22 protein-coding genes are annotated in these 22640 nt (G+C 56.4%); 12 read left to right on the top strand and 10 right to left on the bottom strand.

What is annotated here, in order from left to right:
- Positions 1 to 90 precede the first annotated feature (90 nt).
- The 7 genes from AB6731_RS04650 to AB6731_RS04620 all read right to left on the bottom strand — a co-directional run bounded on the left by AB6731_RS04650 (position 91) and on the right by AB6731_RS04620 (position 9452).
- Positions 91 to 1107: a LacI family DNA-binding transcriptional regulator gene (locus tag AB6731_RS04650; RefSeq protein ID WP_014170151.1), complete on the bottom strand. Its 1017-nt coding sequence runs from the start codon at positions 1105 to 1107 to the stop codon at positions 91 to 93.
- 28 nt (positions 1108 to 1135) lie between these two features.
- Positions 1136 to 2542 carry a sucrose-6-phosphate hydrolase gene (locus tag AB6731_RS04645; RefSeq protein ID WP_371005943.1) on the bottom strand — a complete coding sequence of 469 codons (1407 nt, stop codon included), beginning with the start codon at positions 2540 to 2542 and terminating at the stop codon, positions 1136 to 1138.
- Positions 2542 to 3912, bottom strand: a complete 1371-nt coding sequence (locus tag AB6731_RS04640) for a sucrose-specific PTS transporter subunit IIBC (protein WP_014170153.1) — start codon at positions 3910 to 3912, stop codon at positions 2542 to 2544. The genes AB6731_RS04645 and AB6731_RS04640 overlap by 1 nt, the downstream gene beginning before the upstream one ends.
- 67 nt (positions 3913 to 3979) lie before the next feature.
- Positions 3980 to 5497, bottom strand: a complete 1518-nt coding sequence (locus tag AB6731_RS04635) for a carbohydrate porin (protein ID WP_014170154.1) — start codon at positions 5495 to 5497, stop codon at positions 3980 to 3982.
- A gap of 173 nt (positions 5498 to 5670) precedes the next feature.
- A complete protein-coding gene (locus AB6731_RS04630) occupies positions 5671 to 6576 on the bottom strand; it encodes an aminoimidazole riboside kinase (RefSeq protein ID WP_324280114.1) in 906 nt (301 codons plus the stop codon).
- 89 nt (positions 6577 to 6665) lie between these two features.
- Positions 6666 to 7877, bottom strand: coding sequence for a diguanylate phosphodiesterase (locus tag AB6731_RS04625; RefSeq protein WP_371005942.1), 1212 nt, complete (start codon positions 7875 to 7877; stop codon positions 6666 to 6668).
- Between the two features lie 93 nt (positions 7878 to 7970).
- On the bottom strand, positions 7971 to 9452 hold the full coding sequence (locus tag AB6731_RS04620; protein ID WP_371005941.1) for an alpha/beta hydrolase: 1482 nt from the start codon (positions 9450 to 9452) through the stop codon (positions 7971 to 7973).
- Positions 9453 to 9718: 266 nt separating this feature from the next.
- On the opposite strand from AB6731_RS04620, the gene AB6731_RS04615 reads away from it, so the two are divergent.
- The 7 genes from AB6731_RS04615 to AB6731_RS04585 are packed head-to-tail and all read left to right on the top strand — an operon-like array spanning position 9719 to position 16556.
- The gene (locus tag AB6731_RS04615) at positions 9719 to 10573 is read left to right on the top strand and encodes a MurR/RpiR family transcriptional regulator (protein WP_014170158.1); all 855 of its coding nucleotides are present in this window, start codon (positions 9719 to 9721) and stop codon (positions 10571 to 10573) included.
- 12 nt (positions 10574 to 10585) lie between these two features.
- On the top strand, positions 10586 to 11161 hold the full coding sequence (ddpX, locus tag AB6731_RS04610) for a D-alanyl-D-alanine dipeptidase (RefSeq protein WP_014170160.1): 576 nt from the start codon (positions 10586 to 10588) through the stop codon (positions 11159 to 11161).
- A 15-nt stretch (positions 11162 to 11176) separates the two neighbouring features.
- On the top strand, positions 11177 to 12709 hold the full coding sequence (locus AB6731_RS04605) for an ABC transporter substrate-binding protein (protein ID WP_371005940.1): 1533 nt from the start codon (positions 11177 to 11179) through the stop codon (positions 12707 to 12709).
- 23 nt (positions 12710 to 12732) lie between these two features.
- Positions 12733 to 13755, top strand: a complete 1023-nt coding sequence (locus tag AB6731_RS04600) for an ABC transporter permease (protein ID WP_040017551.1) — start codon at positions 12733 to 12735, stop codon at positions 13753 to 13755.
- Positions 13752 to 14648, top strand: a complete 897-nt coding sequence (gene ddpC, locus AB6731_RS04595) for a D,D-dipeptide ABC transporter permease (protein ID WP_020884090.1) — start codon at positions 13752 to 13754, stop codon at positions 14646 to 14648. Before AB6731_RS04600 ends, ddpC begins: the two co-directional genes overlap by 4 nt.
- Complete coding sequence (locus tag AB6731_RS04590; protein WP_020884089.1) at positions 14645 to 15631, top strand: ABC transporter ATP-binding protein; 987 nt, start codon at positions 14645 to 14647, stop codon at positions 15629 to 15631. The genes ddpC and AB6731_RS04590 overlap by 4 nt, the downstream gene beginning before the upstream one ends.
- Positions 15624 to 16556 (top strand): oligopeptide/dipeptide ABC transporter ATP-binding protein, encoded by a 933-nt coding sequence (locus tag AB6731_RS04585; protein ID WP_371005939.1) that lies wholly within the window; start codon positions 15624 to 15626, stop codon positions 16554 to 16556. Before AB6731_RS04590 ends, AB6731_RS04585 begins: the two co-directional genes overlap by 8 nt.
- A 26-nt stretch (positions 16557 to 16582) precedes the next feature.
- On the opposite strand, the gene AB6731_RS04580 is transcribed toward AB6731_RS04585, so the two are convergent.
- Positions 16583 to 17332, bottom strand: coding sequence for an SDR family NAD(P)-dependent oxidoreductase (locus AB6731_RS04580; RefSeq protein WP_020884087.1), 750 nt, complete (start codon positions 17330 to 17332; stop codon positions 16583 to 16585).
- Between the two features lie 153 nt (positions 17333 to 17485).
- On the opposite strand from AB6731_RS04580, the gene AB6731_RS04575 reads away from it, so the two are divergent.
- Positions 17486 to 18391, top strand: coding sequence for a LysR family transcriptional regulator (locus AB6731_RS04575; protein WP_032680963.1), 906 nt, complete (start codon positions 17486 to 17488; stop codon positions 18389 to 18391).
- Between the two features lie 23 nt (positions 18392 to 18414).
- On the opposite strand, the gene AB6731_RS04570 is transcribed toward AB6731_RS04575, so the two are convergent.
- Positions 18415 to 18843 carry an OsmC family protein gene (locus AB6731_RS04570; RefSeq protein WP_047744695.1) on the bottom strand — a complete coding sequence of 143 codons (429 nt, stop codon included), beginning with the start codon at positions 18841 to 18843 and terminating at the stop codon, positions 18415 to 18417.
- Between the two features lie 127 nt (positions 18844 to 18970).
- On the opposite strand from AB6731_RS04570, the gene AB6731_RS04565 reads away from it, so the two are divergent.
- A complete protein-coding gene (locus AB6731_RS04565) occupies positions 18971 to 19930 on the top strand; it encodes a hypothetical protein (protein ID WP_371005938.1) in 960 nt (319 codons plus the stop codon).
- Between the two features lie 23 nt (positions 19931 to 19953).
- Here AB6731_RS04565 and AB6731_RS04560 read toward each other — a convergent pair whose 3' ends face one another.
- Entirely contained in the window at positions 19954 to 20829 is an 876-nt protein-coding gene (locus tag AB6731_RS04560) for a LysR family transcriptional regulator (RefSeq protein ID WP_371005937.1), read from the bottom strand.
- 111 nt (positions 20830 to 20940) lie between these two features.
- On the opposite strand from AB6731_RS04560, the gene AB6731_RS04555 reads away from it, so the two are divergent.
- The 3 genes from AB6731_RS04555 (at position 20941) to sra (ending at position 22472) form a co-directional block, all read left to right on the top strand.
- Positions 20941 to 21792, top strand: a complete 852-nt coding sequence (locus AB6731_RS04555) for a Vmh family MBL fold metallo-hydrolase (protein ID WP_025204138.1) — start codon at positions 20941 to 20943, stop codon at positions 21790 to 21792.
- 231 nt (positions 21793 to 22023) lie between these two features.
- Positions 22024 to 22239: a biofilm-dependent modulation protein gene (gene bdm / locus AB6731_RS04550; protein WP_020884080.1), complete on the top strand. Its 216-nt coding sequence runs from the start codon at positions 22024 to 22026 to the stop codon at positions 22237 to 22239.
- Between the two features lie 95 nt (positions 22240 to 22334).
- Positions 22335 to 22472, top strand: coding sequence for a stationary-phase-induced ribosome-associated protein (sra, locus tag AB6731_RS04545; RefSeq protein ID WP_013096533.1), 138 nt, complete (start codon positions 22335 to 22337; stop codon positions 22470 to 22472).
- Positions 22473 to 22640: the final 168 nt, after the last annotated feature.

The following is a 22640-nucleotide window of genomic DNA, read 5'->3' as shown; positions in this document are numbered from 1 at the left end:
TACCTCAAGAATAAACATTCCCTATCGTTATCGGCCGATCCAAAACTTAAATTAATTAAAGTTATTAACGTTTCCCTTCAGCAGCCAGGGCTATGCTTTCGCTTTATAGCGCCGCTGCAGGGTGGCATCCAGTTTTCGCTGTAACGGTTGTGGCGTTTCGCCGTCGATCAGTTTGCCAATCAGATCAAAGCAGTGCCACGCCAGCTGGCGGTTATCCTGGCGAATGGTATCAACCGGAATGGTGAGCGAGTCGTAAAGGTAGTGATCGTCAAAGCTGGCTAACCGGATATCACTTTGCATCAGGTTATGCTGCCCCATATAGCGCAATACCCCTTCCAGCAGACCACAGGCGGCAGTGAACAAGGCTTTTGGCGGGCGTCCCAGGCGGGCGCACAGCTCGGCGAACATCTCGTAGCCGGAGCTCGGGTGATAGTTGCCGTGAATGATCCACTCCGGACGCAGCGCCACATTGGCCTCTTGCAGCCCTTGCTTAAACCCTTCCAGACGATCGCGCGTCGGGGAAAGCCGCGGCTGCCCGCCAAGGAAGTAAATTTCATCAGGATGCTGGCGCGCAATGTCGGCCACCAGTTCCGCCGTCGGGGTAATGGAATCGGTGATCACCAGCGGCAATGTGCTGTCGTTCATATGGCGGTCAAAAAGGACGACCGGCAGCTGTTCGCTCAGCTTCTGGTAGTCGGCATCATTGAGCATACTGGAGGCCACAATCAGCCCGTCCACCTGACGCGCCACCATGTTATTAACCACCACCGTCTCCTGCCCCGGGTTTTCATCACTGCAGGAGATGAGCAGTTGAACGCCTGCCTCACGGCACAGCGTCTCCAGTTCGTGAGAAAACACCGCAAAGCCGTAGTTAGTGATCTCCGGCACCACCAGACCGATGGTGTGGCTACGGTTATCACGCAGCGAGCGCGCGTGAATGCTGGGCTGGTAGTGATGCTCTTTCGCAATCGCCAGCACGCGCTCACGCGTCTCTTCCGCCACGCGAAGCTCTTTGCTGCGCCCGTTCAGTACCAGGCTGGCGGTGGCTTTTGAAACCCCCGCCAGTTCCGCGATGTCTTTAATTGTGACGCGTTTTGTTTTTCTCACAACGACTTAGATCCGGCTGCCAAAACCCTTATTCTACCATGCAGCCGCGCAGCGACCAGTAGCGTAATGTGATGTCGGACCCACCTTCGAATCGCACCCGTGCCGGATGGTCAGGAAAATAGCGGCTGCTCATCACCCCTTCGCCATGATTGATGAAAATTTCAACGCTGGAGCTGTCACACAGAATGCGTAAATGATGAACGTCGCCCCGCCAGTAACGGGTCAATGTCTCCCCGGTTTTCAGGCTGGCGCGTTCCAGACGCAACCCGCTGTCCTCGACGATAAGGCGCAATGCACCGGCGAAATCCACGGTTACTGAAGATGAGGTGAGCTCGAACTCAAGGCGCGTCGCATCAAGAGCTGGGGCATCGCTGGCGTTACCCTGCCAGCAACACTCCTCTTCACGCAGTGCGTGCAGTTCGCGCACCGGCGTCTGCCACAGTTTGCCGTCACGGAAGTGTAATTCTCGCGGGCAGGTCATCTGATGGATCCACCCCTGCGCACGTGTGGGCTGAAACATCTCTTCTCCGTCCGGCACGCCCATCCAGCCGATCAGGATCCGCCGTCCGTCTTCCGCCACCGTGGTTTGGGGAGCGTAGAACTCGAAACCGGCGTCCAGCTCGTGCAACTCGCCATGTTCAAACGTAGCGCGGGTATGGTCGAACGCCCCGCTCATCCACGTGGCCGGATAAGTATTGAGATAGCGATGCGGTTCGCGCGCCAGCCCCTGCGGGCAGCAGATCAATACGTGTGTCCCGTCGAGGGCAAACAGGTCCGGGCACTCCCACATGTATCCCGCCTCGGTCAGGCCGTTCACGCCATGACCGGCAATCTCTCCGCAAGACGCCCAGTGGTGCAAATCGGCAGATGTGAACAGCAGCACCTTGCCGCGTTTTTGCAGATCCTGCGCCCCCAGTACCATGTACCACACCCCGTCGTGCTGCCACACTTTCGGGTCACGCACGTGGCCGGTGTAGCCTTCCGGCAGCGCAAGGACCGGACCGAGTTTTTTGAATGTACCGTCGGGCTGTTGCGTGGCAAGGCACTGCCAGGCGGTGCGGCTGCCATCATCAAATTTCACGTTGCCGGTATAACACAACGTCAGGACACCGTTGTTATCGACGGCGCTGCCGGAATAGCAGCCGTTGCGGTCATACTCCTCATCGGGCATCAGCGCCATCGGTTCATGCTGCCAGTGCACCAGGTCTGCGGAGCTCCAGTGTCCCCAGCACTTATAGCGATGGTCGCAATCCAGCGGATTCCACTGATAGAACAGGTGGTAACGCCCGGCAAACCAGATAAACCCGTTAGGATCGTTCATCAGCCCCGTCACCGGTGCCGGATGCCATTGCGGATAATGGCTGTCGGCGTACGCACGCGGCTGGCCTTTCATGACGGCCTGCAGGATTGCAGGCCAGCGGGAAGGTAACGTCATTATTCAGAATCCGTTTTATATTTCAGCAGCAGCGAGACGGTAAACGCCACGCCGAAGGCAATCACCATGCCGATAATATAGTTGAGCAGCGAACTTGCCTGCACGATCGCCATGCCCGGGATGGCAGTCAGCCCGACGGCGGTCATATAAACATGTACCGAGACCACCCACGCCCCGCCTGCCGCACCGCCAATCAGCGCGGCGATAAACGGTTTCACGAAACGCAGGTTGATACCAAATATTGCCGCTTCGGTAATGCCCAGCATGGCCGAAAACGCAGACGGTAACGTAATGGCTTTAATTTTCGCGTCTTTGGTTTTAAACCAGACCGCCAGACAGGCTCCCCCCTGCGCCACGTTGGCCATCGCCCAGATAGGCAGCAGGAAGTTAACGCCAATCGAAGGATTCCCCAGTAACCCGGCTTCAATGGCATGGAAACTGTGGTGAATACCGGTGATAACGATAACCGAGTAAAGCCCGCCAAATAACAGCCCGGCCAGCCAGCCCGCATGGGCGATCAGGGTGCTCAGAACAAAGGAGATGCCATCCCCTAACGCACGCCCGGCCGGGCCAATGATCAGCAAGGCAATAAAGCCGGAGAGAATAACGGTGAGGAACGGCGTCAGGATCAGATCTAACGCATCCGGAATAATACGGCGCAGGTTTTTCTCCACGATACTCATAAACCAGACGGCCAGCAGCACCGGGAATACCGTTCCCTGATAGCCAATCATGGCAATCTCAAGGCCGAAGAAGTTCATGGTGTGGAAGCCAGACGCCACGCCCCAGGCGTTTGTCAGCGCCGGGTGCGTCAGAATGCCGCCGAGGGTCGCCCCCAGATAAGGGTTACCGCCAAATTCACGCGCGGCCGTGAAGCCAATCAGGATCGGCAGAATGATAAACGCCGCTGAGCTGCACATATCCAGCATGATATAGAGCGCGTTATCGGCATTGACCCAGCCGTAGGTTTTGACCATCCCGAGCAGGCCCATCAGTAAACCGGAGGCCACAATCGCTGGAATGATCGGCACAAAGATGTTTGAGAGCAGTCGGGCAATGCGCTGGAACGGGTTCAGCTTGCGTGCCGCCATGTCAGCCGCTTCGGACTTGCTGGATTCGCTAATCCCTGCCGCCTGGATAAACGCGGCGTAGACCTTGTTAACCACCCCCGTACCAAAAATCACCTGCATCTGCCCGGCGTTGCGAAAACAGCCTTTAACGCCGTCAACCTTGCCGATGGCCTGCTGGTCGGCAAGCGTGTCATCGACCAGCACCAGTCGAAGACGCGTTGCGCAGTGCGCCGCACTGGCGATGTTCTCTTTGCCACCGAGCAGCGGAATGAGCGCGCGGGCGATATTATCAAAATCCATAGATACCTCTGCCTGACTGTATTTTTATGATGTGAGAAACGCTCCCGCACTGCGGGAGCGTAAAAGGTTAAAACCAGGTTTCCATCTGTACCCCAAAGTTCCATTCCCCGCCGGCGTTGAAACCGCTGCTGCCAAAGGCATCATCGCTGGCGTAATTATCCAGTTTGCTGCTCCAGTCCATCCAGGTGGCGAACAGACGTAACTCAGGACGGCTGAAGAAATCGCCGATCTTGCCCGCTTTTAACGTTGGGGCAAAGGTCAGCTTGTAGAAACTTCCGTTGACGGCGTTTCGGTCTTTATACCCTTCCGGATTTAAATCCATGTACTGATAGCTGCCCTCAAACGCCAGGGCGAAATTCTGCGTGACTTCTTTAATCAGGCGGGTATTGAGCGTGACCCACTCATAGCTGTCGCCTTTGACATAGCGGTCTTTACTGCTCTGGGCCAGAACGGCAGGCGCGATATGCCAGCCACCACCGAGTGGCGTGACACCGTAACTTGCAAAGCGCCAGGTATCGGCTTCAGACAGCAATGCGCCATCGGAACCGATGCTCTTCACCTCTGCCCCCAGCCCGTGGCCGTACAGCAGCGCCGTTTTGGCTGAACCTTCGCGCAGGCCGTAGAAACTTTCATTGTGCAATCCGACCAGGGCATGAACGCCATTGTTGGCAGCGTCGGTTTTTATCAGATCGCCATTGCTGTCTTTGCGGTCGTCGTTGTCTTTTGCCCGCAGGCCGCTCACCATCAGCTGGAACGGCCCGGCGAAGTGGTTCATGCTGAGGATGTAGTTTTGAACGTTATTATCGATTTGCTCTTCGCTGCCGAAGTTACGCCCGTAAAGAGAGAAGTTGCTGCGCAGCGATTCATTCCATTTCACGTCATACACGCCACCACCGGTACCGGCCAGGAACACCACATCGGAATCCAGCCAGTGAATATCAAAGTTATCCCGGTCGAAGCGTTTACCGGCCCAGAAGGTACTGCCCTTCAGCGCGCCGGTAAAATCAGGCAGATTGCCCAGTTCAGCAAACGCCTGACGAATATTGAGATCGCTGGTGTCAGCGGACCAGTCGTTATAGGTTTTCTGACCATCCGCCAGCATAGCCTTGAAGCGCGTGGTCGCCCCGTTATCCAGGGTCTGTTTGTGTTCCACGTTCAGCTCAACGTAGGTATCGGCTTCATTCCCCAGACGCCCGACCGCACCACCGGTTTCCCCTGCTGGCGTCAGATAAGGGCCGCTTTTACTGCTCGACGCCGCATCGTTCATCAGCAGGCCAGAACGGGCATAGCCATGAAACTCAAACCCACTGCTCTGATCGGCTTTCTTCTCCAGTGCGGCGGTACGCTGCGCCACTTGCTGGGTTGTTGTTTGGGCCTGCTGCTGGGCAGTCACCAACTGCTGCGTTTTTTGTTCTGCGTCGGTGGCGCGTTTCTCCGCAACCTGCGCGCGGGTTTCCGCGGCCTGAAGACGCTGCTCCAGAGCAGCAAGACGCGCTTCGATACTCGTCATATCCGTTTGGGCAAAAACAGAGGTACTCCCGGCCAGCATGCCTATCATCACGGCAAGTCTGCGTTTTTTATACATTTTGTCGCATCCCTAAAAGAAGTCATTGAAAGTGCTAAATTGCTAAACCGGTTTAGGTTGATGATACTAAACCTGCCAATTTTGGATCGGCAATCTTTTTTGCTAAACCGATTTAGTAAGTGTGATCGAGGCGACAATTCAGGCCGTCGACAGACGGCCCGTTGCGGGAGGAATTACAGTTGCGGGTGATAAGGCAGCGCGGTCATCGCCCCTTTAGCCGTGGTGGCTAACGCGCCGCAGCGCTGGGCTAATGCGATCACGCGTGGAAGATCGTGGCTGTCGATACTCCCAGCGGAAGCCAGTCCATAAAGCAGTCCCGCTACGAAGGCATCACCTGCGCCGGTGGTGTCCACGCATTCAACGGGGGTTGCCGGATAATGCTTTACCGTTCCGTCATGCCAGGCGATGACCCCGTCTTTGCCCTGAGTGACCAGCACCAGCCGGGCCGGACAGCGGCGCATCAGCGCGGCCAGCCCTTCCGTGACCCCAAGGTCGGCGGTTAGAAAAGCCAGTTCTTCGACGGAGAGTTTGACGACGTCAGCGCACTGCAGCGCCTGTTCGAGGCAGCGGCGCAGGTCGTCCTCATCCGGCCAGAGATCCGGGCGGATATTGGGGTCGAAACTGACATACCCCCCCGCTTCCCTGACCGCGTTCATGGCCTGAAACGTTGCAGAACGGCTCGGTTCAGCGCTCAGGGCAATGGAACAGACATGCAGCCACTCTCCTGCGCTAAAGGGCGGCAAATCGGCTGATGCCAGAAACAGATCGGCGCTCGGGCGAACCATAAAGGTGAAAGAGCGTTCGCCCTGTTCGTCCAGATCCACGACTACGGTTGACGTGCGGTGTGCCGGGTCGAGGTGCATCCACTTTACGTCAACCTGCTCGTCAGCCAGCGTTTTATGCATAAAGCGACCGAAAGGATCGTCGCCGACCCTGCCGATAAAGGCGCTTTTCCCGCCCAGACGGGCAATACCTACCGCCACGTTCGCCGGCGCGCCACCAGGGCATTGCAGCAACCGGCCTTCTCCCTCCGGTAATAAATCCACTACCGCATCGCCAAGTACCCAGATTTTTTGCATGTGATCCTCTCAGCTAAACAATGTTAAACCGTTTTAGCTATTTAAGCACAGGCAGGACGAAGGGGAAATAATACGGAAGGAAAATTGGCTTAACGCACCAGGTGTGGCCAGCTAATATCGCCTACGCCATTCAGCGCTGGACGGGCAAACAGAAAGCCCTGAAAGCGTCGGATCCCGGCAGATTCAAGCCAGCACCACTCTTCCAGCTTCTCGATGCCTTCCGCCACCAGGGTAATTTCTAGGTCGGTGCAGCAGCTGACTATCGAGCGCACAATCGCCTGTTTTGGCCCACTGAGATGGATATTGCTGACAATTTCGCGGTCAATTTTAATTTTATCCGGCTGGAATCGGGTCAGCAGTGAAAGCCCGGCGTATCCGGAACCGAAATCATCGATCGCCAGGCCAATACCTTCAGCGCGCAGGTGTTTAATGGCGCTATTGAACTTGTTGAACCCGGAAATCATCTCGTTTTCGGTCACTTCAATGACCACCTGCTCCGGCTGAAGCCCATGTTGTTTAATCTGTTCAACCAGAAACTCCACGGCGCCAGGCACTTTCACCAGCGACATCGGGAGAAGATTTACCGCGATTTTATGGCTTCCGATCCCCAGTTTATCGGCCAGCGCAAAAGCCCAGGCCTTGGTCTGGAGATCGACTTCATAGATTTTGTCCTGATCGAGGCGGCTGAAAAAATGCTCCGGGCTTCCCCCGTCATTACCGCGGATAAGGGCCTCAAGCGAACTGATTTTCCCTTCCAGCGGTTCGACGATGGGCTGGAGGGCGAACTGGCAGGTTTGTTTGTCCAGCAGACCCAGACTCTCGCCAAACGGCGATTTCTCACGCGAGAGCGTCCATTTCTCCGGGGCAAAACGCACCCCCGACGGGGCCGGTCGTTTGCCGGTAATAAACGTCTGAATAAATTTGAACACCCGATCATCAGATGTCAGATAACTGTCCAGTTTGCTGTAGTGCAGTATCGACTGCAGAACGTCTTTCGGCGACTGGTTCTGCAGGTCAAACAGCAGCATACCGACATTCTCAAAACGTCTGCGGGGGCCGTAATCCCGCATAAGCTCAACCACGCCGCTGTGCCGCTTATCCTCACGGATCTTCTGAAACAGCCTTACCACACTCTCTTCCGAGCCTTCGAGGAGTTGCAGGACATCATCCCCTTTTGAAAGAAGAACGCCGGTAATATTCAACCCGGCATTGCGCGTCCTGGCCTGTTCAACCAGCGCCTGGAGTTCGGCGGATCGGCAGGATAAATTCAACTGGCTGCGGTAGATAAGAGTAGTCAGCACAAAAACGTGTTCCGATAAGAGGTATGCGTTGGACATTACTGTTTAACATACTTCATCTGCGCGACCTAACAGATTAACCCCTTGCGGGAGAGGCTACTTTTTCTCATCCCCGATGCGTCTGTCAATTCTCTCCTGCATGTAGGCATAAAACGGGTTCGACGTCACCCGCATTAACGCGTCTTTGCCTACGCTCAGCACGGAGGTTTCCCCCCACAGCGCAATCGTGCCGAGGCTAATGCCATACCGGTTTTTCTCCGCAGGATGTCGGCCATAGAGATCGTCATCAGGCGGGAACGGCACGGCGACATGCGACAGTGAATAGACCTCCTGCGGCCAGGACATCGCCAGCGGTACCGCGGTCTCATCGGTGCCTCCCGCCGGGGTTATTTTCGCCACCGCGGCGAAACTGTCCGCGCTGGCATTGGTAATAATCGTGACACCGTAACGCCTTTTCGCCACAGGCAGTAACTCAGAGGTCGCCGCCCACGACGACGGTTTAAAGAGAGGACGGAAGCTGGCGGCCTGATTGATATCAAATACAACCAGCTCGCTGCCGTTCGCCGGAAGCAGGTCAAATAAGCCGGTGACCACGGCGCGGGTGCTGACCGTTGAATCCATCACCGACTGGAATGCGAGTACCGGTGGCAGCTGGTCCAGTCTGTGCTCCCGGGCATCCCGCCCCATTTGCTCCTGCAGGGCCTGGGTCAAGAGCCATGACTGGCGCGCCGCATTGACCGGGAAGGAGTTGTATTTATACGGGTTATATTCCGGCGAGATGTTTAACCATGCCGCTTTGGCAAACGGCGGTAACATCGCCGGCAATCCGGCCAATCCTGCAAACCGGGCGAACGCCGTGACGCCAATCATTGGCGAGAGCAGAATGAGCTGTTGCGGTTTGCGAAGCGCAGGCGTGTCCAGCGCATCAAGGGCATATTTCATCGCCAGCGCCCCACCGTTGGAGTAACCCACCAGATGCAGGGGAACATTGTCTCCCGCCAGCCGCGTGGCTTCACGCACGGCAAGGCGCGTCGCTGCCAGCCACCTCTCCCAGTCAACGTTCGTCAGCGCGCCGGGCGCGGTGCCGTGTCCGGGCAGGCATGGGGCCACCGCCACAAAACCGTGCTGCTGATAATCACGGGCAAGATGCCGGACACTGTAAGGCGAATCTGTTAGCCCGTGCAGCAACACCACCGCGCCGCGTGGCGTTCCGGCAGGCATCAGCACAAAGGAGCGGTTGGCATCGGGTGAAAATTTACCGGGCCAAACCAGGCTCTGACGGTAGTAACGGTTTAACGACGTGCGCTCCTCACCCTGGGTTTTGCGCGTTACCGCGTTATCCAGATCGGTGAAAATGGCGTTTTCCCGGGCGACATACTGGGCAAAACTCGCCTTATCGATCTCGCGTACGGACATCTCATCTGCCCGCCAGGTATGCCAGAGATGCAGTTCCGGTCCCTGCTGCGAGAGATAAACCCGAACCGCGAGCAGGACGATCAGTACCACTCCTGCGATCGTCGCCATTTTCTTTGCGAGCGCCATCAGGCGCACGCTGATACGCCAGGGCAAGTTCGCCATGCCGGGATCCCTTTCATATTTACGTTGTCTCTATCTTATCAAAAATGTGAAGACGCTGACGTATTCACGAAATTCATACCTCCCCGCTCAGCCAGTGCACCAAAAGTGAACTACGCTGCACAAATGTTGATCATTGGTTAACTAAATATTGCATGAAGTTTGCAGCACAGCGGCGTCCCGTCTCTCTGTGGACATGGCACGCGTCATGCATTGTTAATCAAATAACACAAACCTGATGACTGACAGCCTGTTAACAGCGAGGCGGTATGACGACGAAACCCGAGGTGTTGAGCCGTATTGAAGCCACGTTCAGCCAACTGACCCCCAGCGAGAAGCGGGTGGCAAGCTGGCTGCTGGCGCATGCCGCCCAGATCCCGTTTGAAACGGCTGAAAGCGTGGGTCTGGCGACCGGCACCAGCGGCATTACCGTGGGACGCTTTCTGCGAAAACTCGGCTACCGCAATCTGGAAGATGCCAAAAAGAGCCTGCGCGACCCGCATCAGCCCTGGGGTATGAACGAGCGGCTGGACTCCTGGCAGCAGCAGTCCCCTCTGCCCAACCGCCTTCAGCACTCTCTGTCGCTGGAGGTGGATGCCATCACCCAGGTTTATCAGCTGGCGCATACCGACGCATTCCGCCAGGTGGTTCATCAGCTTGCCCACGCGGATGCGGTTTTTGTGCTGGGGATCCAGTCGACACGCGGGATAGCCAACGCCTTCTTCAGTCATCTTGAGTACCTTCGTCCGCGCGTCAGCTACGCCGAAGGCGCGTCCGGCAGCTGGGTTGAATCCCTGAACTCCGGTTTCGCCCACCCCTACGTGGTGCTGACCGATACCCGCACCTATTCCACCATTGCGCGGCAGTACTGTCGGGTCGCGAGCGAAAAAGGTATTTCGCTGGCCCTGATCACCGATATCTGGTGCCCGTGGGCGCGGGATTACCCGCTTGATTTACTGCAGGTGAAAACCGAAACCGGCCATTTCTGGGATTCGCTGGCACCTGTGAGCTGTCTGTTCAACCTGCTGCTGTCAGGTGTCGTGGAAGCGCTGGGTGATGCCCTTCCACCGCGGCTGGCGGTAAACCGGCAATTACAACAAGAGTTTGGTCAATTCGAACGCTAAAGGAGCGGAGCTATGCCCCCAGAGAGTGAACTGATTGATGTGGCGAAGACCTTCCCTGCGCTGCATATCGATTTGAAATATGCCACAGCCGACAACATCACGGGCCGTCCGATTTATCAGGAGGCGCTGTGCCTGCTGCATACCGATGCGGCCACCGCGCTGGCGAAAGCCATCAGCATCGCCGCACTGGCCGGGCTGAAGCTGGTGGTCTACGACGCTTATCGCCCGCAGGAAGCGCAGGCTCAGTTGTGGGATGCCTGCCCGAACCCGGAATACGTGGTTGATGTGGCGATTGGTTCCAACCACAGCCGCGGGACGGCCATCGACGTTACGCTGATGGACGAACAGAACACCGTGCTGGATATGGGGGCCGGTTTTGACGAAATGCACGACCGCTCGCACGCCTGGCACCCGTCCGTGCCGCCGCACGCGCAGCGCAATCGCCTGCTGCTTAACGCCATCATGTCCGGTGGCGGTTTTGTGGGGATCAGCAGCGAATGGTGGCACTTCGAGCTGCCGAACGCGGCCAGCTATCCCCTGCTTGACGATCGTTTTGCCTGTTTCCCGTTGACGCACACCCCTCTTTAAAACTGGAGCACTGCCATGAAAACAACGCTTCTTACTACCCTGATCGCCGCCTCGCTGGCACTCAGCGCCCCGGTTGCGCTGGCTGCCGTCCCGAAAGATATGCTGGTGATCGGGAAAGCGGCCGACCCGCAAACGCTCGACCCGGCGGTGACCATTGATAACAACGACTGGACGGTGACTTACCCCGCCTATCAGCGTCTGGTGAAGTACAAGCCAGGCTCCACCGAGGTGGAGGGCGACCTGTCAACGGGCTGGAAAGCGTCAGAGGATCAGAAAGAGTGGACCTTTACCCTTACCGATAACGCAAAATTCGCCGATGGCACCCCGGTTACTGCCGAGGCGGTAAAACTCTCCTTTGAACGTCTGCTGAAGCTTAGCCAGGGGCCGTCTGAAGCGTTCCCGAAAGATCTCAAAATTGATGCGGTCGATCCGCACACGGTGAAATTCACCCTCAGCCAGCCGTTTGCCCCGTTCCTCTACACCCTGGCCAACGACGGTGCGTCGATCGTTAACCCGGCGGTGTTAAAGGCGAACGCTGCCGATGATGCACGCGGTTATTTAGCGCAAAACACCGCCGGGTCCGGGCCATTCATGCTGAAAAGCTGGCAGAAAGGTCAGCAGCTGGTGCTCGTTCCGAACCCACACTGGGCGGGTGAGAAGCCGCACTTCAAGCGCGTTTCGGTGAAAATTATTGGTGAAAGCGCTTCACGCCGCCTGCAGCTTTCCCGTGGCGATCTGGATATCGCCGATTCACTGCCCGTCGATCAGCTTTCAGCCCTTAAGCAAGAAGGCAAAGTGGCGGTGGCGGAATATCCGTCCCTGCGCGTGACCTATCTTTATCTGAATAACAGCAAAGCCCCGCTCAATCAGGTGGATTTACGTCGGGCCGTCTCCTGGGCAACAGATTATCAGGGAATGGTGAAAGGCATCCTCAGCGGCAATGGTAAACAGATGCGCGGCCCGATACCGGACGGCATGTGGGGGTTTGACGCCACGGCAATGCAGTACAGCTTTGACGAGTCCAAAGCCAAAGCCGCGCTGGAGAAAGTCAAAGACAAGCCAGCAAGCCTGACATTCCTCTATTCAGACAACGACCCCAACTGGGAGCCGATCGCCCTGTCCACGCAGGCGAGCCTCGGCAAGATCGGCATCAACGTGAAGCTGGAAAAACTGGCTAACGCCACCATGCGCGATCGTGTCGGGAAAGGTGACTATGACATCGCTATTGGCAACTGGAGCCCGGACTTTGCCGACCCGTACATGTTCATGAACTACTGGTTTGAGTCGGACAAAAAAGGGTTGCCGGGTAACCGCTCGTTTTACGAGAACAAAGAGGTTGACGACCTGTTGAAGGCGGCCCTGAAAACCACCGATCAAGCGGAGCGTACCCACGATTACCAGCAGGCGCAGAAGGTGGTGATCGACGAGGCGGCCTACGTGTATCTGTTCCAGAAGAACTACCAGCTGGCGATGAACAAAGAGGTGAAAGGCTTCACCTTTAATCCAATGCTGGAGCAGGTTTTTAACATCGCCACCATGAGTAAATAACGGTTCTCGCCGGGGGAAAGTGTATGACGTTCTGGAGCATTGTGCGCCAGCGCTGCTGGGGGTTAATCCTGGTGGTGGCCGGTGTCTGTATCATCACCTTTATTATTTCACACCTGATCCCCGGCGATCCGGCCCGCCTGCTGGCCGGAGACCGCGCCAGCGACGACATTGTGCAAGGTATCCGCCAGCAGCTGGGGCTGGATCAACCGCTGTATATCCAGTTTGGTCGCTATGTGGATGCGCTGGCCCATGGCGATTTAGGCACCTCTATCCGCACCGGGCGACCGGTTGCGGAAGATTTGAAGGCCTTTTTCCCGGCCACCCTGGAGCTGGCTTTTTGTTCCCTGCTGCTGGCGCTGGTTATCGGCGTGCCGCTGGGGATTTTATCGGCGGTCTACCGTGACCGCTGGCTGGATCATCTGGTGCGCTTAATGGCGATGACGGGCATTTCAACGCCCGCATTCTGGCTTGGGTTGGGGGTGATTGTCCTCTTCTACGGGCATCTGCAACTTCTGCCGGGCGGCGGAAGGCTTGACGACTGGCTCGATCCACCGACGCACGTCACCGGCTTTTATCTGGTGGATGCGCTGCTGGAAGGCAACGGGGAGGTCTTTTTCAATGCCCTGCAGCATCTGATTTTACCTTCAATGACGCTGGCATTTGTTCATCTCGGCATTGTGGCGCGTCAGGTTCGCTCGGCCATGCTGGAGCAGCTCAGTGAAGATTACATACGAACCGCACGCGCCAGCGGATTGCCCGGCTGGTACATCGTGCTGCGCTATGCCCTGCCCAATGCGATGATCCCGTCGATTACCGTGCTTGGACTGGCGCTGGGCGATCTGCTGTATGGCGCAGTCCTCACCGAAACCGTCTTTGCCTGGCCGGGAATGGGCGCCTGGGTCGTCACCTCTATTCAGGCGCTCGATTTCCCTGCCGTCATGGGCTTCGCGGTAGTGGTCTCACTGGCCTATGTGCTGGTTAATCTGGTGGTCGATCTGCTCTATCTGTGGGTTGACCCGCGAATCGGGCGCGGAGGTGCCGAATGATGTTGACTCAGGAAACGCCCGTCCCGGTTAAAACAGCGAAAGCAGGCATCAACTGGGCAAAACTGTTCTGGATGCTGCGTAAAAGCCCCCTCACGCTGATTGGCGCCGCGATCATGATCCTGATGCTCCTGCTGATGGTGACATCACCGTGGATTGTGCCGCATGACCCCAATGCGCTGGATTTGACCGCGCGTCTGCAGGCTCCGTCTGCCGAACACTGGTTTGGCACCGATGAGGTCGGCCGCGATCTGTTCAGCCGGGTGCTCGCCGGCAGCCAGCAGTCGATCAGCGCGGGGCTGGCCGTCGTGGTGATTGCGGGCGGTATTGGCTCGCTGCTGGGCTGTTTGTCTGGCGTGCTGGGCGGGCGCGGCGACGCCATTATTATGCGCATTATGGACGTTATGCTCTCCATTCCCTCGCTGGTGCTGACCATGGCGCTGGCAGCGGCGCTGGGGCCGAGCCTGTTTAACGCAATGCTCGCCATCGCGATTGTACGTATTCCGTTTTACGTGCGTCTGGCTCGCGGGCAAACCCTTGTCGTGCGCCAGTTTACCTATGTTCAGGCGGCCCGCACCTTCGGCGCATCACGCTGGCATTTAATCAGCTGGCATATTCTGCGCAACGCCCTGCCGCCGCTGATTGTGCAGGCTTCACTGGATATTGGCAGCGCCATTCTGATGGCCGCCACGCTGGGCTTTATCGGTCTGGGCGCACAGCAACCCACCGCCGAATGGGGCGCGATGGTTGCCGTAGGGCGCAACTATGTACTCGACCAGTGGTGGTATTGCGCTTTTCCTGGCGCGGCTATTTTGATTACCGCCGTGGGCTTTAATCTTTTTGGTGACGGCATCCGCGACCTGCTGGATCCGAAATCAGGAGGGAAACAGTCATGACCGACTCGGTTTTAACCATCGAGGATTTACATCTGAGTTTCCCGATATACCGCGGTGAGGTTCATGCGCTGAACCACGTCTCGCTGGAGATTAAACGGGGTGAGATTGTCGGCGTAGTGGGCGAGTCGGGGTCGGGGAAGTCAGTTACCGCCATGCTCGCCATGCGCCTGTTGCCGGAAGGCAGCTACCGAATTCATCACGGTCAGGTGACATTGCTGGGAGAAGATGTTCTGACCGCATCGGAGAAACAGCTTCGCCAGTGGCGCGGGGCAAAAGTGGCGATGATTTTTCAGGAGCCCATGACCGCCCTGAACCCAACGCGACGGATTGGTAAGCAAATGGTGGAGGTGATCCGCCAGCATCAGCCGCTCGACCGTCGCGCGGCGCAGCAAAAAGCGATTGCCCTGCTGGAGGAGATGCAAATCCCGGACGCGAAAGCGGTGATGGCGCGTTATCCGTTTGAACTCTCCGGCGGCATGCGTCAGCGGGTGATGATCGCCCTTGCCTTCTCCTGCGAGCCTGAACTTATCATCGCCGACGAGCCGACCACGGCGCTGGATGTGACCGTGCAGCTGCAGGTCCTGCGTCTGCTGAAGCACAAGGCGCGGGCCAGCGGAACCTCGGTGCTGTTTATCAGCCACGATATGGCCGTGGTTTCCCAGCTCTGTGATCGGATGTATGTGATGTACGCAGGAAGCGTAATTGAGAGCGGTGCCACGCAAACGCTGATCCACCATCCCGTTCATCCCTACTCCATCGGTCTGCTGCAATGTGCACCTGAAAACGGTGCGCCGCGCGAGCTGCTTCCGGCCATTCCCGGCACGGTGCCTAATCTCAGCCAGCTTCCACAAGGCTGCGCGTTCCGCGAGCGCTGCTTTGCCGCCGGGACGAAATGCGGTGAGGCACCGCGCTTGCTTCCTAATGGTGCAGAGGGCCAGATGGCTGCCTGCTGGTACCCGCAACGGGAGAAACACCATGTCTGACATTTTGCTTGAACTGGATAGCGTGCATGTCAACTTTCCCGCGCGCAAAAACTGGCTGGGCCGCGTCACGGAACATGTGCATGCCCTCAATGGGCTGGACCTGCAGATCCGTCGCGGCGAAACGCTGGGCATTGTTGGGGAATCCGGCTGCGGGAAAAGCACGCTGGCACAGCTATTGATGGGCATGCTCAGGCCCAGCACCGGCGACTATCAGCGGACGCATCACGCGGGCGGCATGCAGATGGTTTTTCAGGACCCGCTCTCCTCCCTCGACCCGCGTTTACCGGTGTGGCGCATCATCACCGAGCCGGTGTGGGTGCAAAAACGCAGCAGTGAACGCGAACGGCGCCAGCTTGCAGAGACGCTGGCGATGCAGGTGGGTATTCGTGCGGAATATCTTGACCGGTTACCGCATGCCTTTTCAGGCGGGCAGCGCCAGCGCATTGCTATCGCCCGGGCGCTGTCGTCCAATCCAGACATCATCGTGCTCGACGAACCCACCAGCGCGCTGGATATTTCCGTGCAGGCGCAAATCCTCAACCTGCTGGTAAAACTGCAGCAGGAACGGAACCTCACCTATGTGTTGATCTCACATAACGTCTCGGTGGTCAGGCACATGAGCGATCGTGTGGCGGTGATGTATCTGGGCCAGATCGTGGAGCTGGGAACCACCGATCAGGTGCTTGTCAGGCCGCGCCATCCCTATACCCGGCTGCTGCTTGATTCCGTCCCCAGAACCGGTGAACCGCTGGATGAAAACCTGGCGCTGCGTAAAACAGAGCTTCCTGGCAATCGTCACCTTCCCACCGGCTGTTTTTTCCGGGACCGCTGTCCGCAGGCAGCGCAAGGGTGCGAGCGCCCGCAGTCGCTACAGCCTTCAGTTGAGGGCTGTAGCGTGCGCTGCTGGCGCAATCTGAGCGAGTAGCCACGCAGGGTGGCGCTGTTTCACGTTTAAATTTGCGCCATTCCACCGTCGACAAACAGTTCGGTGGCGTTGATAAAGCTTGCTGCATCTGAGGCCAGAAACGCCACCGCTTTCCCCACTTCCCCCGGCGCGCCTAAGCGTCCCAGCGGCACCTGGGCGGCCAGCGCGTCATACAGCCCCTGACGATGTTCTTCCGGTACCAGGTCACCCAGCCCTGGGGTTTTGATGGGCCCCGGGCTCACCACGTTGACGCGAATACCGCGCCCCTGCAAATCCAGCGCCCACGAACGGGCAAAGTTGCGCACGGCGGCTTTACTGGCACTGTATACGCTAAAGTTTGCGGTTCCTTTAATGGACACCGTGGATCCGGTCAGAATGATCGACGATCCGGCAGATAACAGCGGTAACGCTTTTTGCACGGTGAACAGTACACCGCGAACGTTGGTTGCAAAGATGCGATCAAACTGCTCTTCAGTGATAGCGCCTAACGGCAGCATGTCGCCACCCCCCGCATTGGCGAACAGAATATCCAGACGCCCTTCGTCTTTTGCAATCTGCGCATAGACTTTATCGAGGTCGGAAAGTTGAGAGACGTCTGCACGAATGCCGACCGCCGCGGTGGCAATTTGTGCGACGGCTGCGTCCAGCTCTGCCTGACGACGTCCGGTGATATAAACCTTCGCGCCCTGGGCCGCCAGTTCCTGCGCGGTGGCGAGACCGATACCTGTGCTGCCGCCCGTAACCAGGGCAATTTTACCTGCGAGAGACGTATTCATGTTATTCACCTTTAATCATGTTTTCAGGATGCCCGCAAAAACGGTTGAAGAGGTTTTCGCTTGCGTTGAATAAACTCTATCGGTTGCAGGATTAATGAAAAACGGGCAAAAATGAAAATCACTATTCACAGGTGGAAATAATCCGGAGTACGAATGGACCAGCTCATGGCAATGCGCGCATTTACGCGGGTGGTGGAAACCGGAAGTTTTACGCGTGCGGCTGATTCTCTGAATATGCCTATCGCCACCCTGAGCAAGCTGGTGAAATCGCTCGAAGCGCACCTGGAGATCCGGCTTTTACACCGCACGACACGACGTGTAGTCACCACACCGGAAGGTGCCGGGTACTATGAAAAAGCGCTCAGGGTGCTGATTGATATTGAAGATATCGATACGTCGTTTCGCGTTTCTCGCGCGACGCCGAAAGGCCATCTGCGCGTGGATGTGGGCGGTTCAACCGCGCGCGACGTGTTGATCCCCCTGCTCCCGGAATTTATGCAGCGTTATCCGGAAATACGCATCGATCTTGGCGTGGCCGACCGGCCCGTGGATTTGATCAGCGGTAACGTTGACTGCGTGATCCGCGGCGGCCCTCTGGACGACTCCTCCCTTATTGCCCGCCATCTGGGCGACGCTGAAATGGTCACCTGCGCGACGTCCGATTATTTAAAACATCATGGCGTACCGGCCTATCCGCGGGAGCTGTGCAATGGCCATAAGCTGATTAGCTACCTTTCTCCCGTCACCGGTCGGGCGTTCCCGTTTCGCTTCAGGGAAAAGGGAGAAAGGCTGGAGATAAGTATTCCGCACTTCCTTGGTGTCAATGAAAGCAACGCGCATCTGGCGGCGGCGGTGGCAGGTTTAGGTATTATTCAGACATTTCAATATTCGGCAAAAAGGCATTTACAGGCGGGGACGTTAACTGAAATTCTTAGCGACTGGCGACCTGACGCTTATCCGTTTCATGTGGTTTATCCGCAGAACCGGCATCTGACACATCGACTGAGAGTGTTTATCGCCTGGCTGGCAGAGGTGTTTCCTGCCGCGCTAAAGGGATAGCCGGGTGTTAACCCGGCTGAGGTTTAATTGAGCGTGTAATCCAGCGTGATTTCCGCGTTCAGCAGCTGTGAAACCGGGCAGCCGGCTTTCGCTTTCTGAATAACGCCATCGAACTGCTGAGGGTCAATGCCGGGTACAGTAACCTTGCTCTGCAGTGCGACCTTCGTAATGGCGAAACCGCCCCCTTTTTTATCCAGTGACACGTCGGCGGTGGTATCAATGGAATCGGCGGTGTAGCCTGCTTCACCCAGCATCAGCGACAGTGCCATCGAAAAACAGGCTGCGTGTGCGGCACCAATCAGTTCTTCCGGGTTGGTCCCTTTTTCGCCTTCAAAACGGGTGTTGAAGCCGTAAGGCTGTTGATTGAGAACGCCGCTCTCGGTAGATACAGTTCCTTTTCCGCGTTTAATATCGCCAGACCAGTGTGCTGAACCGTGCTTATGAATTGTCATTCTTGCTCTCCTTTTGGCTTACAAAGGGTTAAGTATAGACCAGAGATCTGACGCGTCCTGGAACACAGAGTATTCTGGTTGGCGTTGATGCGATACATCACTTCGAACCATCAAAAGGGAAAGGCCTATGATGCTAAACACCAGGATTGTCGTGGCGCTGACCACGCTCGCCGTGACGTTCCCCCTCTTTGCCAGCACGCCGGAGAATTTTATCTATACCAGCTCGGGCGACCTTGATGCTGCCGCCGCGCTTATCGCCCGTCGTGATATCGGTGGCGCGCAGATCGTTTATAACTGGCGTGCACTGGAGCCGGAGAAAAACAGTTATGACTTCTCACCCATAGAGCGAAACCTGGCACGCCTGAAGGCCAGCGATAAAAAGCTGTTTATTCAAATTCAGGATCGCTTCTTCGAAAAAGATGCCCGGTATGTCCCTGATTATCTGATGGCAGACACAAAGTACAGCGGTGGTATTTCTCCGCAGTTTGACAATCCTGGTGAAGGGAAACCTACAGGTTCAGGCTGGGTAGCCCGTCAGTGGGATCCTGCCGTGCGTGAACGGTATCAGGCCTTACTGGCAGCCCTGGCGAAGCGTTTTGATGGCCAGGTTTACGGTGTGAACTTACCGGAAACCGCCATTGACCTTGATGAGAAAAAGCCGCCGACAGGATTTTCGTGCGACAACTATTTTGCCGGAGAAATGGAAAACCTCGCCTTTGCGCGAAAGGTTTTCACGCAATCCCATGTCGTACAATATGTGAACTTCTGGCCGTGTGAATGGAACAATGACCATAATTACATGGGGCGGCTGTTTGAATACGCCAGTGCCCATAATATCGGGCTTGGCGGACCGGATATTGTTCCCAACCGCAAGGCGCAAATGAAAAACGCCTATCCGTTCTTTAACCAGTATAAAAACAAACTGCCGCTGGTCGCCATGGCCGTACAGGAGCCCACGCTCACCTACCGAAACCCGGCTACCGGCAAGCCCTTCACCAAAGATGAATTTGTTCAGTTCGCAGAAGCGTATCTCGGCGCAGATATTATTTTCTGGAGCACGACGTCGCCCTGGCTGACGACGAAATAAGCCACAGGCTCACTGCGCGGGCATCAGTTCAGATGCCCTGCAATTTCATCAAGAAAGACGCGCAGGGCCGCAGGCTGATATTCCCGCGACTGGTAAATCCCGTGAATGGCGAGCGGCTTAGGCACTAAGTCTGTGAGCACCGGGACCAGCAGCCCTTGCTCGAGCGCCCCTTGCGCTTCGTGTTCGGGCAGCATTGCAATACCGCAATGTTTAACCGCCGCGTCCATCAACAACGACGAGATGCTGGCGCTAAGATTGCCGCTCACCGCGACGCTCACGCTTTCGCCTTCCAGCGTCACAAAATGCCACGACTGACCCGCAAAGAAGCTGTAATGCAGACAATTGTGCTGCGCCAAATCCTCAGGCGTCACGGGCGTGCCGTGCTGCGCAAGATAGTCCGGCGAGGCGCAAAGCACCGAACGGCACTCACCCAGCCTGCGGGCAATCATCCCCGGCTCCGGGTTATCGGTAATACGCACGGCTACGTCAATACGCTCGCCCACCAGACTCACGGGATGGTTATTCACATCCAGTTCAATTCTGAGCTGCGGATAACGCGCCAGCAGCCCGGGCAGTACCGGTGCAATCATGTGCATGGCGGTAAAGTGCGCGCAGGCTACCCGTAAGGTGCCGGAAGGTAAATCTTTCTCTGACTGGCCTTCAATCTCCTGCGACAGTTGCGAAAGGGTACGCGTTTTCTGCAGTACCTTTTCCCCTGCTGAGGTCAGCGTCAGCTTGCGCGTTGAGCGGTTTACCAGCCGGGTCCCCGCCCATTTCTCCATCTGCTCAAGATAACGGCTTACCATGGGCCGGGAAATGCCCAGCGCACGGGCTGCGGCACTCAAACTTCCCAGCTCGCAAATCCGGTTATAGACCTGTGCGGCAATAACGCGATCCATATAACGCTCCATTTGCTCGATTTATGAAACTAAGCATGTCTTGTTTCAGGAATTCTGGCAAATGTAGAGTTCGGTACAATAGGGTCTTTCCTGATAAAAAGAGACATGATGATGAAGCTCACTCGCCTTGCACTGCTATGCACCCTCTTCACGCCGGCGGTCTTTGCCGCACCGTTGACCATTGATACCTGGAACCCGCAGGAGAAAGGCATTTTTGCGGTCTCATCGACGCTGGTGTCCGGCCCGAAAGAGGCCGTCCTGTTTGACGCGCAGTTCAGCGTGAAAGACGGTGAAGCACTGGTGGAGAAAATTCGCCGCAGCGGTAAAACCCTGAACAAGATTGTGATCACCTCCGGCGATCCGGACTTCTACTTTGGTCTGCAGCCGCTGGTTAAAGCGTTCCCGAATGCGAAAGTCGTGGCGACTCAGCAGGTGGTTGACCATATCAAGGCCACCAAAGATGCCAAGCTGGCCTTCTGGGGCCCACAGATGAAAGACGGCGCGCCAACAACGCTGATCGTTCCCCAGGTGCTGACCTCCACCACGTTTATGGTTGATGGTGAGAAAATCGATATTGAACAGCCAGACAGCTACGCGGCCTATGTCTGGATCCCATCAGCGAAGACGATTCTTGGCGGCACGGGCGTTTCATGGGGCATCCATCTGTGGACGGCCGATACCCAGACCAGGGCGCGTCGCCAGCAGTGGCAGGACACGCTGGAAAACATGGCAGCGCACAAACCGGAGCGCGTGATCCCGGGTCACTATCTGGGGACGCCACCGTCAGGTACCGGCGCTATCGATTTTACCCGTGAATATCTGCAGCGGTTCGAGCAGACGCTGGCTAATCACAAAGATTCTGCTGGCGTCATTAGCGCCATGAAAAAAGCGTATCCGGGCCTGGCCGAAGAGAGCTCGCTGGAATTAAGTGCGAAAGTGAATACCGGCGAAATGAAATGGTAAATTAATCTCTGCTCCTGCTATTTTCTCGGATAGCAGGAGCAGCATCAAAATATTCCCCCTCGTCCCCTGTCATTATTCCTCCATTTCTAAAAGTGTCTAAAAGCATGCACTTATGTCATTTTTATTTCTAAGATGAATCTTAGACACAGCAAGGAAAATATTTGCCATTCTGTTTGTGAATTACATTTTTTGCGAGCCGTACCATTACACAGACAACGACACGGAGGCAGCATGTTTACTTATTACCCGGCAAATACTGCAGCAGCACAACCTGAACTCGTTAACGCGATCGCACAGGGTCTTCACGCCGAACACGGTGCTGTGACTGAAGATGACATTTTGATGGAACTGACCAAATGGGTGGAATCCACAGACAATGACATCCTCAGTGACATCTACCAACAGACCATTAACTACGTGGTCAGTGGACAGAATGCCTCTTTGTAAAAACCTGCTAAGCTGGATCTGCAACCTAAGGGGTTACATTTCGTTTGCGCAAGCAAACTTGTCCTTAAAACTATCAACAGGATTGAGGAGTAAAGATGAAATCGAACCGTCAGGCACGCCATATTCTGGGACTGAACTACAAGCTTTCTAACCAACGTAAAGTGGTGATTGAGGGCGACAGTGAAACGCAAGTCACCCATGCCACCGGCAGAAAACGCCACGCTGGCAAGTAAGTTCCAGTAAGAGATCCTGAACACCATCGGCAAAACCGATGGTGTTTTTGTTTATGTGTTGCGGTAATTAACATTTAGCTCCTTTATAATACCGCCTGACCGCACCCCACCGCACAGGCCAGAAAGATGACAAACAGCAGTGTCAGGGACGGATCTTCAAAAAAAGAG

Origin of the sequence: Enterobacter sp. RCC_40 (assembly GCF_041360735.1) — a bacterium.
Taxonomy (GTDB): Bacteria; Pseudomonadota; Gammaproteobacteria; order Enterobacterales; family Enterobacteriaceae; genus Enterobacter; species Enterobacter ludwigii.
The sequence above is the reverse complement of the archived record's forward strand: the minus strand, read 5'-3'. Positions and strand labels throughout refer to the sequence as shown.